A 16683-nucleotide genomic window follows, 5' to 3' on the forward strand; every position below is an offset into this window, starting at 1 on the left:
CTCGCACCATCGCTAGACTTCGAGCAGTGACACGGGGTGCCGCGCCGAGCGGCTGAGAACACACCCGTCGAACCTGATCTAGTTCGTACTAGCGAAGGGATGTCGCCCATGAGCGATCTTCTGTGCCCACCGTCCGCCCTCCCCGTAGTCGCCGACGCGATGCGACTGCTCGAGCTGGTGCGTGAGGCACCACCGCTCACCCATTGCATCACCAACGCCGTCGTCACCGGCTTCACCGCCAACGTTCTGCTCGCCGTCGGCGCGGCACCGGCGATGGTCGACATCGTCGGCGAATCCGAGCTCTTCGCCGGCATCGCGACCGGTGTGCTCATCAACCTCGGCACCCCCACACCTGAGCAGCGTGCTGCCGGCCTCGAGGCAGCCGCAGGCGCGACTGCCGCGGGAACACCGTGGGTGCTCGATCCGGTGGCGATCGGCGCGCTGCCGGTGCGCACCGCGCACGCGCAGAGCCTGGTCGAGCAGCGCCCGACCGCGATCAGGGGGAACGCGTCGGAGATCCTGGCACTCGCGGGCCTGAGCGCGGGCGGTCGCGGAGTGGACGCGACGGATTCGCCGGATGCTGCGGCAGAAGCTGCCCTTCTGCTCGCGACCCGCTACGGCAGCGTCGTCGCTGTGTCGGGCCCGGTCGACCTCATCACCGACGGGGAGCGCACGTACCGCGTCGCGAACGGCGACGAGCTGCTCACCCGCGTCACCGGCGGCGGCTGTGCGCTCGGCGCGGTCATGGCCGCATTCCTGGGCGCAGCGCACGGGCGTCGGATCTCGCCGCTCACCGCCGTCACAGCGGCGACCCTGTTTTACACGGTCGCCGCAGAGCGCGCCGCTGCGCGATCCACAGGGCCCGGCAGTTTCGCGGTCGCGTTCCTCGATGAACTCGCAGCCACGACACCCGCAGACCTCTCAGGTGCCGCGCGCGTCGCAGATGCCGGTGCGCACGTGACCGAGGTCGCCTCATGATCGATCTGTCGCTGTACCTCGTCACGGACCCCGTGCTGTGCGGCGAGCGAGGAGTCGTCGAGGTCGTTCGCGAAGCAGTCGCCGGGGGCGTGAGCATCGTCCAGCTGCGCGACAAGACCGCGACCGACGCGCAGATCGTCGAACAGCTCATCGAGCTGTCCGATGTCATCGCCGGGCGAGCAGCGCTCGTCGTGAACGACCGGTTGGATGCGGCACTCGACGCACGTGCTCGAGGCGCCCGCGTCGACGGCGTCCACCTGGGTCAGTCCGACGTCTCGGTCCAACGCGCGAGGGAACTGCTCGGACCCGCTGCGATCATCGGCCTGACCGCGAACACCGCAGCGCACCTCGACGCCGTGCGCGCACTTCCTGCAGGAACGATCGACCATCTCGGCGTGGGAGTGATCCGGCCGACCAGCACCAAGCCCGATCACCCGGAGACTCTGGGGATCGAGGGGTTCCGCGCATTCGCAGAGCGCAGCGAGTTCCCCTGCGTCGCCATCGGCGGTGTCGGGATCGATGACGTCGACGCACTCCGCGACGCCGGAGCAGCAGGGCTCGCTGTGGTCTCCGCCCTCTGCGCTGCGGATGATCCGAGAGCGGCGGCGCGTGCGTTCCGCCGCCGCTGGAGGGGTGCGGCATCCATTCCCCGTGTCCTCAGCATCGCGGGAAGCGACCCGTCCGGCGGTGCGGGCATCCAGGCCGACCTGAAGTCCATCGGCGCGAACGGCGGCTACGGGATGGCCGCGATCACGGCGCTCACTGTGCAGAACACGCAAGAGGTCCTGGCGGTGCATGTGCCTCCCGCCGACTTCCTGCGTGAACAGCTCGACGCACTGGCCGACGACATCGACATCGATGCCGTGAAGATCGGGATGCTCGCGGATGCGGAAGTAATCCGCACCGTCATCGCCTGGCTCGACGACGTACACCCGCCGATCGTCGTCGTCGATCCGGTGATGGTCGCGACGAGCGGAGACCGCCTGCTCGAGGCGGACGCCGAGGAAGCCTTGCGCGATCTGCTCATGCGCGCCGACCTGGTCACTCCCAACCTCCTCGAACTCGCCGTGCTGGCGGGCGCGACGGTCGCAGCCGACTGGTCGGCAGCGATCGTGGACGCGGAGCGTCTGTCCGCCGACCTCGGCGCGGCCGTGCTCGTCAAGGGAGGCCATCTCGGCGGCGATCAATCGCCCGATGCGTTCGTGGACGCGGCGAGGGCCACCGTTCAGGAGTTCGCCGGCATGCGGATAGACACGGATGCGACGCACGGCACAGGCTGCTCGCTGTCGTCCGCCCTCGCCACTCAGCGCGCGTTGGGGAAGGAGTGGCCCGAGGCTGTGACCGCGGCACGGGAGTGGCTGCGGGAGTCCTTGCGCGCCGGTACGGCGCTGCAGGTCGGCCTCGGCCACGGTCCGATCGATCATTTCGCCGGGCTCCGCGCACGCGGCGGCCTCGACACCTCTCCCACGAGCGACGAGGTCGTGACGCAGTGGTGGGAGCACATCGCATCGACCCGCGCGGGTATCGACGAACTGCCGTTCATCCGCGCGCTTGCCGACGGAACGCTCGACCGGGGTGCGTTCATCCACTACCTCGAGCAGGATGCCCTCTACCTCAGCGGGTACGCACGTGTGCTCGCTGACGCGGCACGGCTCGCTCCGACAGCGGCGGAGCAGGCGTTCTGGGCGAACTCCGCGCACGGCTCGATCGTCGGGGAACTGGAGCTGCACGCGCAGTGGCTCACACCGGGTGGCGGCGTCAGCGATGAAACCTTCTCGGCGGCGCCGTCCACCACGACGACCGCGTACCTGGACCACCTCCGATCCACGGCGTACGCCGGCGACTACGCGCAGCTGATCGCCGCGCTGCTGCCGTGCTTCTGGCTGTACACCGATCTCGGAACGCGGCTGGGTGACGGCCGTTTCGGCGAGTACGCTCGGTCGCCGGCGCATCCGTATGCGTCGTGGTTGCACACGTATGCGGACGAGTCGTTCGCCGAGGCCACGCGGCAGGCGATCGAGTACGTCGCGTCAGCGGCGGCGGCATCCGATGCTGCCGGCCGAGGGCGGATGCTGCGTGCGTTCGAAGCCTCCGCACAGCACGAGCTCGCCTTCTTCGCGGAACCGCTCGAGCATGACCGATCGAGCATCATCCGACGCGCATCCGCTTTGAGCAGATCATCGTCCGCACGGGAGCCGAAGATGGCGTGATGGGCACATGACTGACGTGCTCATTCTCGGCGGGACGGCGTGGGTGTCCGGCCTGCACGGCGAGAGCACCCAGTCCCGTTCCTGATCGAGGCGCTGTAGCGACCGGTCGATTTGCGCATCGCACCGCCACGACGCTACTGTCACCACATGCCTTCGGCTGCATCCGCCTCTTCGACGCTCGCCCCGAGCGTCACCGTGGTGCGCCGACGCCGTAGCCGCCGGTCTCTGAGCCTGACGAGCGGCCGCCGACTCTAGGCGACCCCGTGCTCCCCGAACGTCGAATGCCGACGAGAGGGTCGAGCACCGGTGTCGCCGCCTCTGCCCTTCGACAAGCTCAGGGACCGAGAGGTCCAGACCGTTAAGGTAGAAACATGACGTATTCCGTCGCCGTCTCCGGCGCATCCGGCTATGCGGGAGGCGAGATCCTGCGCCTGCTCGCCGGCCACCCGGACATCGAGATCCGCACCGTCACCGCGCATTCCAATGCCGGCCAGCCGCTGATCCAGCACCAGCCGCACCTGCGCTCGCTCGCGCACCTCACGCTGCAGGACACCACCCCCGAGATCCTCGCGGGTCACGACATCGTCTTCCTCGCGCTGCCGCACGGCCAGTCCGGCCAGTACACGGATGCTCTGGGCGAAGTCCCGCTCGTGATCGACGCGGGCGCCGACCACCGCCTTACCTCCCGCGAATCGTGGGATGCGTTCTACGGCGGCGACTTCCATGAGCCATGGGCGTACGGCGTGCCGGAACTCCCGGTCGACGACGGCAAGCAGCGCGAAGTTCTTCGCCGCGCGACGCGCATCGCCGCCCCTGGATGCAACGCCTCGACCGTGAGCCTCAGCCTCGCACCCGGCGTCGCCGCGGGAGTGATCGACCCGAGCGACATCGTCGCTGTGCTGGCGGTCGGTCCGTCCGGGGCGGGCAAGAGCCTCAAGACGAATCTTCTCGCGAGCGAGATCCTCGGCAGCGCCAACCCCTACGCCGTCGGCGGCACGCATCGGCACATCCCGGAGATCCGGCAGGCGCTGCTCGCGGCGGGCGCGGACGACGTGCGCATCTCGTTCACCCCCGTCCTCGTGCCGATGGCGCGCGGCATCCTCGCCACCTCGACGGCGCCGATCGTCGACGGCGTCACAGATGCCGAGATCCGCGCGGCGTGGGAGAACGCGTACGGTGACGAGACCTTCGTGCAGCTCCTGCCAGAGGGGCAGTTCCCTCGCACCGCAGACGTCATCGGCGCGAACACCGCTCTGATCGGACTCGCCATCGATCGTGCCGCCGGTCGCGTCACGGTCGTCACCGCCGTTGACAACCTCGTCAAAGGCACGGCGGGAGCCGCCATCCAGTCCATGAACCTCGCGCTCGGACTCCCTGAGGACCGGGCGCTGTCACTGAACGGAGTCGCGCCATGAGCGTCACCGCACCGCAGGGATTCGAAGCGGCAGGCGTCGCAGCCGGCCTCAAGTCCACCGGCAAGCCCGATGTCGCCGTCGTCGTCAACCGCGGCCCGCGCAAGATCGGCGCGGCCGTCTTCACCAGCAACCGCGCGAAGGCGAACCCCATCATCTGGTCGCAACAGGTCATCCTCGACCGCACCGTCGAGGCAGTGGTCCTCAACTCGGGTGGAGCGAACTGCTTCACCGGGTCGTTCGGATTCCAGACCACGCACCAGACTGCCGAGAAGGCCGCCGAGCTGCTCGACGTCAGCGCCGGAGACATCCTGGTGTGCTCGACCGGACTGATCGGCACGGGAGACGAGGCGTTCCGCGCCAAGGTGCTCGCCGGAACGGAGCAGGCGATCAGTGAACTCGCCGCCGACGGCGGAGACGCCGCAGCGCAGGCCATCATGACCACCGACACCGTCATGAAGACCGCAGTCGTCTCACGCGACGGTTGGACGATCGGCGGCATGGCCAAAGGCGCCGGGATGCTGGCACCGGGGCTCGCGACCATGCTCGTCGTGATCACGACCGACGCCGACCTCGACGCGCTCGACGCCGACACCGCGCTGCGCCGCGCGACGGGGCAGACATTCGACCGGCTCGACTCCGACGGCTGCATGTCGACCAACGACCAGGTGACGCTCCTCGCCAACGGCGCCAGCGGCATCCGGCCCGACATCGACGACTTCGCGGCCGCGCTGACCGAGCTCAGCGATGAACTCGCGCTCAAACTGCAGGGCGACGCCGAGGGCGCGAGCCACGACATCACGATCCGCGTCACGAACGCCGCGTCCGAGCAGGAGGCTGTGGAGGTCGGCCGCTCGGTCGCCCGCAACAACCTCTTCAAGGCCGCGATCTTCGGCAACGACGCGAACTGGGGCCGCGTGCTGGCGGCGATCGGGACCACGAGCGCGCAGTTCGACCCGTACAACGTCGACGTCTGGATGAACGGCGTCCGGGTGTGCTCCGAGGGTGGCCCCGACCGGCCGAGGGAAGAGGTCGATCTCACTCCGCGCGCAACAGATCTGCTCATCGATCTGCAGGTGGGCGAGGCCGAGGCGACCATCCGCACGAACGACCTCACGCACGACTACGTGCACGAGAACAGCGCGTACGCCTCATGACCGACATCCAGGACACGCCCGCCGAGATCGCAGCGGTCAAGGCGACGACGCTGATCGAGTCGCTGCCGTGGCTGAAGAAGTTCCGTGATCAGATCGTCGTCGTCAAATACGGCGGCAACGCCATGGTGTCGGACGAACTACAGGAGGCGTTCGCGCAGGACATCGCCTACCTCCGCTACGTCGGCGTGCAGCCGGTCGTCGTGCATGGCGGAGGGCCGCAGATCTCGAACATGCTCGATCGTCTCGCGATCCCCAGCGAGTTCAAGGGCGGCTACCGCGTCACCAACACCGAGGCGATCAGCGTGGTGCGCATGGTGCTCACCGGCCAGGTGAACCCGCAGCTCGTCGCGAAGATCAACTCGCACGGACCCATCGCGACCGGGCTGAGTGGTGAGGACGCCGGGCTGTTCGGCGGCCGACGCCGCGGCGTGGTGATCGATGGGGAGAACATCGACCTCGGACGCGTCGGCGACGTCGTCGAGGTCGACCCCACGGCCGTGCTCGATCACCTGGCAGCCGGACGCATCCCGGTGATCTCCAGCATCGCGCCCGACCTGGATCACCCGGGTCAGTCGCTCAACGTGAACGCGGATGCCGCGGCATCCGCCCTCGCGGTCGCGTTGAACGCTCGCAAACTCGTCGTCCTCACCGACGTGCCAGGGCTCTACGCCGACTGGCCCAACCGCGAGTCGCTCGTCTCGCACCTCACGTCCGCACAGCTCACCGAGATGCTGCCGTCGCTGGAATCGGGGATGATCCCGAAGATGCGCGCGTGCCTCGACGCCGTAGAGGGCGGAGTGGACGCGGCAGCCATCATCGACGGACGCGTGCCGCACTCGGTGCTCGTCGAACTGTTCACCAGCAAGGGAATCGGAACTGAAGTGGTACTCGGAGAATCAGGGGTGACGGCATGACCGTCTGGCAGGAAGACGCAGCACGGGATCTGGTGCTCAACGCCGGCGAGCGGTTCGCGCTACTCACACGCGGCGAGGGCTCCTACCTCTGGGACGACCAGGGCAAGCGCCACCTCGACTTCCTCGGCGGCATCGCCGTGACCTCACTGGGCCATGCGCATCCCGTGTTCGTCGACGCGATCTCGAAGCAGGCCGCGACCCTCGCGCATGTCTCGAACTACTTCGCCACGCCTCCGCAGCTCGAGCTCGCCGCTCGACTGAAGCGTCTGGCCGGCGCCGGCATCGATGGCCGCGTGTACTTCTCGAACTCCGGAGCCGAGGCCAACGAAGCCGCCTTCAAGCTCGCCCGCCTGCACGGCGGTGCAGAGCGGCCGCGCATCATCGCGCTGGAGAACGCGTTCCACGGACGCACGATGGGCTCTCTCGCCATCACTGCGAAGGCGGCGATGCGGGCGCCCTTCGAGCCGATGCCGGGTGGCGTCGAGCACATCCCCGCCACGATCGAGGCGCTGGAAGCAGCTCTCGACGACCGCGTGGCCGCGGTCTTCGTCGAGCCCATCCAGGGTGAGGCCGGCGTCGTCGAGCTTCCGGAGGGATATCTCGCGGCTGCGCGCTCGCTCACACTGAGGCACGGCGCGCTGCTCATCGTCGATGAGATCCAGACCGGGGCAGGCCGCACCGGCTCGTGGTTCGGCTTCAACCACGAGGGCATCACTCCCGACGCGATCACTCTCGCGAAGGGCATCGGCGGGGGCTTCCCGATCGGCGCCCTCGTCACGTTCGGCGCGGCGAGCTCACTGTTCACGCCCGGATCGCACGGATCGACCTTCGGCGGCAACCCGTTGGGCACCGCCGTCGCGAACGCCGTGCTCGGCGAGATCGAGAGCGCAGGTCTGGTGGAGAACGCAGCCGCTCGCGGGGCGCAGTTGCGCACCGTGATCGAAGGCATCGGGTCACCGCTCGTCAGCGGCGTCCGCGGACGCGGACTGCTCATCGGCGTCGTTCTGACAGCTCCGGTCGCCGGCAAGGTCGTCACCGCCGCGCAGAAGCGCGGACTCATCGTGAATGCCGCGAACCCCGACACGGTGCGCATCGCGCCCGCCCTGAACATCGGCGACGCCGAGATCGAAGAATTCCAGACGCTGTTCGCCACCGCCCTCGCCGACGTGCGGGTGGAGCTGGCAGCATCCGAAACAGAAAAGGCCAACGTATGACCCGCCACCTGCTGCGCGACGACGACCTCTCTCCAGCCGAACAGGCCGAGATCCTCGATCTCGCCGTCGAGCTGAAGAAGGATCGCTGGGCCGACAAGTCGCTCGCCGGTCCGCAGACCGTCGCGGTGATATTCGACAAGTCCTCCACCCGCACGCGGGTCTCGTTCGCTGTGGGCATCGCAGACCTCGGCGGCTCGCCGCTGATCATCTCGACCGCGAACAGCCAGCTCGGCGGCAAGGAGACCCCCTCCGACACCGCGCGTGTGCTGGAGCGTCAGGTCGCGGCGATCGTCTGGCGCACGTATGCCCAGTCCGGGCTCGAAGAGATGGCGAGGGACACCCGCGTGCCGGTCATCAACGCGCTGTCCGATGACTTCCACCCCTGCCAGCTGCTCGCCGACCTGCTCACGATCCGTGAGCACAAGGGAGATCTGAAGGGGCTCACGCTGACGTTCCTCGGCGACGCGCAGAGCAACATGGCGCACTCCTACGCGCTCGCCGGTGTCACCGCGGGCATGCACGTGCGCATGGCCTCGCCGGAGTCCTACGCACCTCGCGCCGATGTCATCGAGGCAGCAGACCGCCGTGCCGCAGAGACCGGCGGATCGATCACCCTCTACACCGACCCTGTCGAGGCTGCGGCAGGTGCCGACGTCGTCGTCACCGACACCTGGGTGTCGATGGGCAAGGAGGAGGAGAAGATCGCGCGCATCCGCGACCTCGGCGGGTACAAGGTCACCGGCGAGACCATGAGTCTCGCCGACCCAGAGGCGATCTTCATCCACTGCCTGCCAGCCGACCGTGGGTACGAGGTGGACCCCGAGGTCATCGACGGCCCCCAGAGCGTCGTCTGGGATGAGGCGGAGAACCGCCTGCACGCCCAGAAGGCGCTCCTGGTCTGGCTGCTCCGCCAGAGCTGAGTCATGTCGAGTCTGCGCACGCGTTCCCCGATCCGTTGGAAGGAACGCGTGCGCGCCAACTGGCGCCGGCTGAACGGGCCGTCACGCATCGCGGGCGTCGACCTCGCCCGGGGTCTCGCGGTGGTCGGCATGTTCGCCGCGCACCTGCTGCTGACAGCCGACCGCTTCGTCTGGACCGAGCCCGCCACGTGGACGGCCGTCGTCGACGGACGATCGTCGATCCTGTTCGCCACGCTGGCCGGCGTCTCCATCGGTCTCGTCACCGGCGGAACCATACCGTTTCCGGACGCGCGAATGACGTGGACCCGGTGGAAGCTGGTGCTGCGCGCGTTGCTGCTGCTGATTCTCGGCATCCTGCTGATCTTCACCGGGGTTCCGGTATACGTCATCCTGCCCGCCTACGCGATCCTGTTCCTGCTGGCGCTGCCGTTCACACGGCTGCGCGCGAGCACCGTGCTGTGGACAGCAGCGGGCCTCGCTGTCGTCATGCCGTTCCTGCAGCCTGTTTTCGAGGCGCTCCCGGTCTGGGAGGCTCCGTTCCGCGACGAGCTGAACGCCATGATCGGATGGCAATACCCGTTCACCGTGTGGATCGCGTTCGTGCTCGCGGGTCTCGGCGTCGCTCGAGCCGGGGTGACGCGGCTCGTGGTCCAATGGCGGATGCTGGTGGTCGGAGTCGTGCTCGCGACCGTCGGCTACCAGCTCGCCGAGCTGCCGGCACCGGCTGAGGGCACCTATTGGGAAGAGGTGTGGACCGCGGATCCGCATTCGTCCGGCGCGCTCGAGGCCGTCGGCTCCGGTGGATTCGCGATCGCCGTGCTGGCGGCCTGTCTGCTGCTGACGCGCATGGGCGTGCTGCGGATGCTGACGCTGCCGTTGCGCGCGACCGGGGCGCTGCCGCTGACGGCCTATGCCGTACAGCTGCTCGTGTGGGCTGTCGTCGCGCTGATCACGGTCGGCGACACCACGGACTACTTGGGGTTCATCGCGCTCGAACCGTTCTGGCCGATGACGATCGGCATGCTCATCGGATGCACGGCCTGGGCGCTGCTCATCGGCCGCGGCCCACTGGAATGGCTCCTCGAACGGGCGACGCGTGCGGTCGGCCCTGGTACGACGCGCTGAAGGGGCCACTGTCCTGCGCCAGTAGGCTGGAATCATGAGCGACGCGAAGCACGACGGCACGAACGAGGGCGCACTCTGGGGCGCACGATTCGCAAGCGGACCGTCGCCCGAACTCGCCGAGCTCAGCCGCTCGACGCACTTCGACTGGATCCTCGCGCCGTACGACATCGCCGGATCCCACGCGCACGCCAAGGCGCTCGCCGCGGCGGGCTACCTCGAGCCGGACGAGGAGCAGCAGATGCACGCCGGACTCGACGCGATCGCGCTCCGCGTCGCCGACGGCTCCCTGCGCCCCGCACCCGGCGATGAAGACGTGCATGGCGCGCTCGAGCAGGCGCTGATCGCCGAGCTCGGCCCTGAACTCGGCGGGCGCCTGCGCGCCGGTCGCAGCCGGAACGATCAGATCGCCACTCTGGTGCGCATGTACCTGATCGATCATGCCAAGGTCATCGCCCGCGACATCCTGCGCGTCATCGACGCTCTCGTGGCACAGGCCGAGGCGCACCCGGAAGCGATCCTTCCCGGGCGTACCCACCTCCAACACGCGCAGCCGGTGCTGCTCGCGCACCACCTCCAGGCCCACGCCTGGCCGCTCGTCCGCGAGCTCGAACGCCTGGTCGACTGGCGTGTCCGTGCCGGTGCCTCGCCCTACGGCGGGGGAGCGCTGGCCGGATCCACCCTCGGCCTCGACCCCGAGCTGGTCGCCCGCGAACTGGGGCTCGACCGCCCGGCGGAGAACTCCCTCGACGGCACCGCCGCGCGCGACGTCGTGGCCGAGTTCGCGTTCATCACGGCTATGACGGGCGTGGACATCTCGCGTTTCGCTGAGGAGATCATCCTCTGGAACACACGCGAGTTCGGCTTCGTCACCCTGCACGACAGCTGGTCGACCGGGTCGAGCATCATGCCGCAGAAGAAGAATCCTGACATCGCCGAGCTCGCTCGCGGCAAGTCCGGTCGTCTGATCGGCAATCTGTCGGGACTGCTGGCCACGCTCAAGGGACTCCCGATCGCGTACAACCGCGACCTGCAGGAGGACAAGGAACCGGTCTTCGATTCGGTGAACACCCTCGAAGTGCTGCTGCCGGCCTTCGCCGGGATGGTCGCGACCCTCGCATTCGACACCGCGCGGATGGCCGAGCTCGCGCCGCAGGGATTCTCTCTCGCGACCGACGTCGCAGAGTGGCTCGTCAAGCAGCGCGTGCCCTTCCGCGACGCGCACGAGATCTCCGGTGCGCTCGTGAAAGCGTGCGAGTCGCAGGGGATCGGCCTCGAAGACGCCTCGGACGAACTGCTCGCGCAGGTCTCGCCTCACCTCGCGCCAGAGGTGCGCGAGGTCCTGAGCATCGAGGGATCCGTCGCGTCCCGCACGGGTGCCGGCGGCACTGCCCCGATCCGCGTCGCAGAGCAGCGGGCGGAGCTGATCGCCCGCGCTCAGACCGCGGCGCATGCGCTCGGGCTCTGAGCGCTCCCACCGGGGAACCTCACATATCGGGCGTTGACGCAGTGCGGATACATTGAGATACTTGGCGCGAAGTATCTCTGAGTATCTCGCACCGATGGAGGACCGATGCAGCCGAGTCCGTACACCCCGGGCGAGATAGCCCGCGCCGTCCCCGGACGAGGCGAGCTGATCGACGAGTTCACCGAGAGGCTCTCCCTGCTGGTCGACCTGCAGCGTCTGATCGGACGCATCCACGTCGCCTTCGGTGAGCGGGGCATCGGCAAGACCTCTCTGCTGCGCGCATACCAGCGCCTCGCCGAGGAACGCGACGTGCTCTGCATCTGGGTCACGGCGGGGGAGCAGAGCGGACTGATCGCGCAGATCGTCGAAGGTATCCGCGAGGCGACGGATTCGTGGCCACATGCGACAGCGGCGTCGATCCGCGAAAACCTCGATGCGCTCACCGTGACCGTGGGGGTGCCGGGGATCGCATCAGTCAGCGCGAGGACGAAGACGCCGACTCCTGAGGCGGTCGGTGCCAGGGCGCTGGAGAAGCTCATCCGTGCGACCACCGACGATCGGCGGCGCGTGAAGGCCCTGATCCTGTTCATCGACGAGGTGCAGTCGGCGGATGCCGACGGCATCCGCACGCTCGCCTACGCCTGGCAGCATCTGCAGGCCGAGGCATCCGACATCCCCGCCGCGGTCTATGCGGCAGGTCTGCCCAACGCCCCGGAGCAGATCGCGGATGCCGTCACCTTCAGTGAGCGATTCGCATACCGTCCGCTCGAGATGCTGTCGGTCGGCGCCCAGGTCGCAGCCCTGCGCGATCCGGCGTCCGAGTTGAACGTGACGTGGGAACCCGGCGCACTCGGTCTCGCCGCTGAGCTCGCAGCAGGCTACCCATACGCGGTGCAGCTCTACGGCGATGCGTCGTGGGTCGCGGCCGGGCGACCGGATGCCGGTGGCACGATCACCCCGCGTCATGTGAAGACCGCACGATCCAGCGTCGACCGTGACCTCCGGAACCTGTTCGCCGCACGCTGGGCGAACACCACGGCGAATCAGCGCCGGTTCCTCGTCGCGGTCGCCTGGCTGCAGGAGCGCGGCGACGCGGCAGAACGCGGCGGTCTCGCCGACGTGCTCGATGTGTCCTCTCGCAGCCTGTCGTCGGTGCGTGCCCGCCTGATCGCGAAGGGCCTCATCCGCTCCGAAGGGCACGGGCGCGTCACGATCCCGGTCCCCGGCTTCGCCGGCTACATCCGCGAGCTCGAAGACGACCCGCGCTGACGACCCGCGCTGACGACCCCGCCGACGACCCGCGCCGACGACCCCGCGCTGACGAGGCGGGCGCTGCTGCGCTGATAGCCTGAGACGCGTGTCGAATCCTGCTCTGACGACTGCTGAACCCGCGATCGATCACACGTTCGAGAACGTGTGGGACGAACTCGTGTGGCGCGGCCTCGTCCACGTGTCCACCGACCAGGAGGCGCTGCGCGCCCTTCTCGCCGGAGACCCGATCACGTATTACTGCGGATTCGACCCCACGGCTCCGAGCCTGCACCTCGGCCACCTCGTTCAGCTGCTGGTGCTGCGGCGACTTCAGCTCGCAGGGCACAAGCCACTCGGCCTCGTCGGCGGTTCGACCGGTCTCATCGGCGACCCGCGGCCCACGGCAGAGCGCACGCTGAACACTCCGGAGACGGTCGCGGAGTGGGTGGGTCGCCTGCGCGCCCAGGTCGAGCGCTACCTGAGCTTCGAGGGCGAGAACGCCGCGCGCATGGTCAACAACCTCGAATGGACGGCGCCGATGTCGGCGATCGACTTCCTGCGGGAGATCGGCAAGCACTACCGCGTCGGCACCATGCTCAAGAAGGACGCCGTCGCCGCGCGCCTCAACTCCGATGCCGGAATCAGCTACACCGAGTTCAGCTACCAGATCCTGCAGGGCATCGATTTCCTCGAGCTCTACCGTCAATACGGCTGCGTGCTGCAGACCGGCGGAAGCGATCAGTGGGGCAACCTCACCAGCGGCACCGACCTCATCCACCGCGTCGAGGGCGTGTCGGTCCACGCGATCGGCACGCCGCTCATCACCAACAGCGACGGCACCAAGTTCGGCAAGAGCGAGGGCAACGCGATCTGGATCGATGCGGCGCTCACCAGCCCGTACGCGTTCTACCAGTTCTGGCTCAGCACGGCGGATGCCGACGTGATCGAGCGCTTGAAGATCTTCACGTTCCTCACGCGCGCCGAGATCGACGAATACGCGCAGCTGGTGGAGAGCGAGCCGTTCCGTCGCGCCGCGCAGAAGCGCCTGGCGCTCGAAGTCGTCGCGACCGTGCACGGGATCGAGGCGACGGCAGCGGTCATCGCGGCATCCGAAGCGCTCTTCGGCCAGGGTGACTTGACCGCGCTGGACGCGGCGACGCTGCGCTCTGCGCTCGAGGAGCTTCCGAACGCGACGGTCGCGGCCGGTGCGCCGGTGGTCGACGCGCTCGTGGCGACCGGACTCGTCGCGAGCCTCTCCGAGGCGCGCCGGGCGATCGCCCAGGGCGGCGTGACGCTCGACGGTGCACGCATAGAGGACGACACCGCCGTCGTGGAGGGCACTCTGCCCGGAGGGGTGTCGGTGCTGCGTCGCGGCAAGAAGACACTCGCCGGCGTCTTCATCGGCTGATCACCCGTCGCTCCTGAGACAGGGGACGACCGCGAAGGAGGACGATGCCGTTCACGGCCAGTCATGCGGTGCTCGCCCTGCCGTTCATCCGCACACCGCTGGTCCCGGCGGCGATCGCGATCGGCGCCATGTCGCCTGATCTGCCGCTGTTCCTCCGAGGGTTCGGCCTCACGTACGCGTTCACGCACACCTACGCGAACCTGCTCTGGACGATGGTGCTCGCCTTCGGGCTGTTCTTGATCTGGCGTGTGGTGCTGCGGCCGGCGGCATCCGAGTTGTCACCGTCGTGGTTGGCGCGTCGACTCCCGAGCGAGTGGGAGGAGCCGGCGGCGGATGCCGCGACCGAGGCTGTCGGATTCGGGCAGCGGCGGTCGTACATTCCGCTGCTCATCGTGTCGTTGCTGCTCGGCGTCATCTCGCACATCCTGTGGGACGCCTTCACGCATGAAGGCCGTGACGGGCTCGATGTGTTCCCTGCGCTGGCTGAGCAGTGGGGCCCGCTGCGGGGTTTCAAGTGGCTGCAGCACGGTTCGAGCATCGTCGGACTGGTCGTCATCGGCATCTGGGCGGCGCTGTGGCTGCGTCGAAGCGCTGTGCATTCCGATCGCGATCGCGTGCTGCCGGGCTGGGTGCGTGTGGTGTGGTCGATGTCGCTTCCGGTGCTCCTCGTCGCCGCGTGGGTGATCGGCTACCTGACGTACGGTCCGTTCACCGCGCAGTTCACGCTGCAGCATCTGGCGTATCGCACTCTGCCCTCAGCGTGCGGGATCTGGGCGATGCTCACTCTCGCGCTGTGCGTGGTGACCGCCATCGTGGGCGGTCGCCGCCCCATGCATGCGGCGCCTCGAAGCTGAATCCGGGCAGGGCCGGCGCTGCCGTGGCGACCGAGCGTCCGCTGATCGTGAACTGCTGGCTGTGAATGGCGGGATCGATCTCGCGTTCCGGTTGCGGCTCATCGCGGCGCGGCATCCCGAGCAGCTCCGCGGCCACCCGCCGCAGCGAGGTGGAGATGTGCCACGTGCCGCCCTCGCGCTCTCGTCGCGCCAGTGTCTCGCAGATCGCCGCGGCCAGCAGGTAGCCGGCGCTGTGATCGAGGGCCTGTGCGGGAAGCGCTCCAGGCCGCTCGCCGTCCGGGGATTCGATCATCGCGATCCCGGACTCCGCCTGCACCAATGAGTCGAATCCGGCGCGGTCGGGGTGGTCAAGGCCCCAGGCACTCAGCTGCGCGATGATCAGGCCGGGATGCAGTTCGGCGAGAACCGCGGGAGAGAGGCCGAGGCGTTCGAGCGCGGCAGGGCGGTAGCCGAGCACGACGACATCGGCTTTCGAGAGCAGCGCGGGCATCTGCGGCGATCGAGCATCCAGCAGAGTGCTGCGCTTGCCGTGCCCGGTGTCGAAGTGCTGCCACTCCGGTTCGGGAAGATTCGGAGGATCGATACGCAGCACGTCGGCGCCGAGGAGAGCGAGTGTGCGGGTGCAGACCGGGCCGGCGATCACGCGTGTCAGGTCGAGCACGCGGATGCCGCGCAACGGCGCAGCCCTGTCGCGTGATGCCTGAGGCTTCGAAGGCTCACCGCCGCCGATGCGCGTGACCTCGACGAGCGGGCGCTCGCGCAGCACCGCATCGTGGTCGGGATTCTCACGACGGACGGCGACGGCCAGACCTCCCGCAGCGACGATGCGATCGACGGACTCTTGAACGGATGCTGCGCCGAACAGTGAGCGGAGCTCATCCGCCCCCGTATCCGCCGGCATACCGAGCCCGCGGCACAGTGCTCTCGCGTGATGGGGATAGTTGCCGTGCGTGCGCAGCCATCCGTCACCGCCTCGCCAGAACCCGGAGAACGGCGACCACACGGACGGGGCCTCGCCGTCGACACGCAGCAGTCGGTCGCTGCGGAATGCGATCGCGATCCGGTCGGGGTCGACCTTCCCGGACATGTCGGCCGCGCTCATCACCGAGCTCACACTCGCCAGGGCGAGATCGGCGGTGGCGAGTCGAGAGGGGAGGGGTGAGGATGCGTTCATCTGGTCGCGATCGTACGCCAGGGATGCGCCCTACGAGCAGAAAGCCGAGTTGATCGGGCATGATGCTTCCGCCGCGAGTCGGCGACACGCCCGGGATGGCCCAGTGATTTGCCCGTACCCCGCATCCCACGTAAGTTATTACGTGTTCGCCCCACAGGGTTGAGCAAGGGCCAAGGCCCAGCTCCCCTCAAGCGGTTGAACACCTCCCAACACAGAAGATCACCTCGGTGAGATGTTGTGCGGGGATGCTCTGTGGCTCCGCAGATCGTGACCGAGTTCGCTCGGATCGCCGATTTGACAAACGGATGCCACGGGGTAAGATTGAGAAGTTGCCCTTCGGGCCTGACTGTGATGGTTGGGTCGGGGGAGCGTCCGATCCTTGAGAACTCAACAGCGTGCACTTGTCAAATGCCAATTTATCCTCGTCGGTCTTCGGACTGGTGAGAATTCCTTTGGATCAAAGACCAGCCCTTCCGGGGGTTGGCATTTTTAATGAAGTCAGTTTGATTCATTTCTTTGGTCAGTTCAAACTCGCTGCGATTCACCTTATTCCGGTGGTTGTGGTTTTTTTCTTTTACGGAGAGTTTGATCCTGGCTCAGG

General features: G+C 68.1%; 14 protein-coding genes and 1 riboswitch. Of the genes, 13 read left to right on the forward strand and 1 reads right to left on the reverse strand.

Translation table 11 applies throughout. From position 1 onward, the window contains the following. The first annotated feature begins 22 nt into the window (after nucleotides 1–22). Nucleotides 23–117: riboswitch (TPP riboswitch) on the forward strand. The 12 genes from thiM to J1M43_RS06430 all read left to right on the forward strand — a co-directional run bounded on the left by thiM (nucleotide 109) and on the right by J1M43_RS06430 (nucleotide 14908). Then, a complete protein-coding gene (gene thiM / locus J1M43_RS06375; RefSeq protein WP_206476304.1) occupies nucleotides 109–978 on the forward strand; it encodes a hydroxyethylthiazole kinase in 870 nt (289 codons plus the stop codon). (Overlaps the previous riboswitch by 9 nt.) Continuing rightward, the gene (locus tag J1M43_RS06380) at nucleotides 975–3188 is read left to right on the forward strand and encodes a bifunctional hydroxymethylpyrimidine kinase/phosphomethylpyrimidine kinase (protein WP_206476305.1); all 2214 of its coding nucleotides are present in this window, start codon (nucleotides 975–977) and stop codon (nucleotides 3186–3188) included. The genes thiM and J1M43_RS06380 overlap by 4 nt, the downstream gene beginning before the upstream one ends. Nucleotides 3189–3559: 371 nt before the next feature. Further along, nucleotides 3560–4603, forward strand: coding sequence for an N-acetyl-gamma-glutamyl-phosphate reductase (gene argC, locus J1M43_RS06385; protein WP_206476306.1), 1044 nt, complete (start codon nucleotides 3560–3562; stop codon nucleotides 4601–4603). Further along, complete coding sequence (gene argJ, locus J1M43_RS06390; protein WP_033106896.1) at nucleotides 4600–5757, forward strand: bifunctional glutamate N-acetyltransferase/amino-acid acetyltransferase ArgJ; 1158 nt, start codon at nucleotides 4600–4602, stop codon at nucleotides 5755–5757. Before argC ends, argJ begins: the two co-directional genes overlap by 4 nt. Then, a complete protein-coding gene (gene argB, locus J1M43_RS06395; RefSeq protein ID WP_033106897.1) occupies nucleotides 5754–6671 on the forward strand; it encodes an acetylglutamate kinase in 918 nt (305 codons plus the stop codon). The genes argJ and argB overlap by 4 nt, the downstream gene beginning before the upstream one ends. After that, nucleotides 6668–7885 carry an acetylornithine transaminase gene (locus tag J1M43_RS06400; RefSeq protein WP_206476307.1) on the forward strand — a complete coding sequence of 406 codons (1218 nt, stop codon included), beginning with the start codon at nucleotides 6668–6670 and terminating at the stop codon, nucleotides 7883–7885. The genes argB and J1M43_RS06400 overlap by 4 nt, the downstream gene beginning before the upstream one ends. Next, nucleotides 7882–8805, forward strand: a complete 924-nt coding sequence (gene argF, locus J1M43_RS06405) for an ornithine carbamoyltransferase (protein WP_033106899.1) — start codon at nucleotides 7882–7884, stop codon at nucleotides 8803–8805. Before J1M43_RS06400 ends, argF begins: the two co-directional genes overlap by 4 nt. 3 nt (nucleotides 8806–8808) lie before the next feature. Beyond that, on the forward strand, nucleotides 8809–9930 hold the full coding sequence (locus tag J1M43_RS06410; RefSeq protein ID WP_206476308.1) for a heparan-alpha-glucosaminide N-acetyltransferase domain-containing protein: 1122 nt from the start codon (nucleotides 8809–8811) through the stop codon (nucleotides 9928–9930). A 34-nt stretch (nucleotides 9931–9964) separates the two neighbouring features. Then, on the forward strand, nucleotides 9965–11395 hold the full coding sequence (argH, locus tag J1M43_RS06415; RefSeq protein WP_206476309.1) for an argininosuccinate lyase: 1431 nt from the start codon (nucleotides 9965–9967) through the stop codon (nucleotides 11393–11395). A gap of 105 nt (nucleotides 11396–11500) precedes the next feature. After that, on the forward strand, nucleotides 11501–12664 hold the full coding sequence (locus tag J1M43_RS06420; RefSeq protein ID WP_206476310.1) for an ATP-binding protein: 1164 nt from the start codon (nucleotides 11501–11503) through the stop codon (nucleotides 12662–12664). A gap of 88 nt (nucleotides 12665–12752) precedes the next feature. After that, entirely contained in the window at nucleotides 12753–14054 is a 1302-nt protein-coding gene (gene tyrS / locus J1M43_RS06425) for a tyrosine--tRNA ligase (RefSeq protein ID WP_033106904.1), read from the forward strand. A 44-nt stretch (nucleotides 14055–14098) separates the two neighbouring features. After that, nucleotides 14099–14908: a DUF4184 family protein gene (locus J1M43_RS06430; protein ID WP_033106905.1), complete on the forward strand. Its 810-nt coding sequence runs from the start codon at nucleotides 14099–14101 to the stop codon at nucleotides 14906–14908. Here the strand turns inward: J1M43_RS06430 and J1M43_RS06435 are convergent. Next, on the reverse strand, nucleotides 14835–16082 hold the full coding sequence (locus J1M43_RS06435; protein ID WP_234001201.1) for a CoA transferase: 1248 nt from the start codon (nucleotides 16080–16082) through the stop codon (nucleotides 14835–14837). The two genes, J1M43_RS06430 and J1M43_RS06435, sit on opposite strands and share 74 nt — an antisense overlap. Before the next feature lie 401 nt (nucleotides 16083–16483). On the opposite strand from J1M43_RS06435, the gene J1M43_RS06440 reads away from it, so the two are divergent. Next, the coding region (locus tag J1M43_RS06440) for a hypothetical protein (protein ID WP_206476311.1) at nucleotides 16484–16683 on the forward strand (200 nt) is incomplete at its 3' end.

This window comes from Microbacterium sp. KRD172 (assembly GCF_017168295.1).
GTDB lineage: Bacteria > Actinomycetota > Actinomycetes > Actinomycetales > Microbacteriaceae > Microbacterium > Microbacterium profundi.

Excerpts from the sequence above, each read along its gene's own strand:
- thiM (WP_206476304.1), top strand. The coding sequence starts at position 109 with ATGAGCGATCTTCTGTGCCCACCGTCCGCCCTCCCCGTAGTCGCCGAC.
- J1M43_RS06380 (WP_206476305.1), top strand. The coding sequence starts at position 975 with ATGATCGATCTGTCGCTGTACCTCGTCACGGACCCCGTGCTGTGCGGC.
- argC (WP_206476306.1), top strand. The coding sequence starts at position 3,560 with ATGACGTATTCCGTCGCCGTCTCCGGCGCATCCGGCTATGCGGGAGGC.
- argJ (WP_033106896.1), top strand. The coding sequence starts at position 4,600 with ATGAGCGTCACCGCACCGCAGGGATTCGAAGCGGCAGGCGTCGCAGCC.
- argB (WP_033106897.1), top strand. The coding sequence starts at position 5,754 with ATGACCGACATCCAGGACACGCCCGCCGAGATCGCAGCGGTCAAGGCG.
- J1M43_RS06400 (WP_206476307.1), top strand. The coding sequence starts at position 6,668 with ATGACCGTCTGGCAGGAAGACGCAGCACGGGATCTGGTGCTCAACGCC.
- argF (WP_033106899.1), top strand. The coding sequence starts at position 7,882 with ATGACCCGCCACCTGCTGCGCGACGACGACCTCTCTCCAGCCGAACAG.
- J1M43_RS06410 (WP_206476308.1), top strand. The coding sequence starts at position 8,809 with ATGTCGAGTCTGCGCACGCGTTCCCCGATCCGTTGGAAGGAACGCGTG.
- argH (WP_206476309.1), top strand. The coding sequence starts at position 9,965 with ATGAGCGACGCGAAGCACGACGGCACGAACGAGGGCGCACTCTGGGGC.
- J1M43_RS06420 (WP_206476310.1), top strand. The coding sequence starts at position 11,501 with ATGCAGCCGAGTCCGTACACCCCGGGCGAGATAGCCCGCGCCGTCCCC.
- J1M43_RS06430 (WP_033106905.1), top strand. The coding sequence starts at position 14,099 with ATGCCGTTCACGGCCAGTCATGCGGTGCTCGCCCTGCCGTTCATCCGC.
- J1M43_RS06435 (WP_234001201.1), bottom strand. The coding sequence starts at position 16,082 with ATGAACGCATCCTCACCCCTCCCCTCTCGACTCGCCACCGCCGATCTC.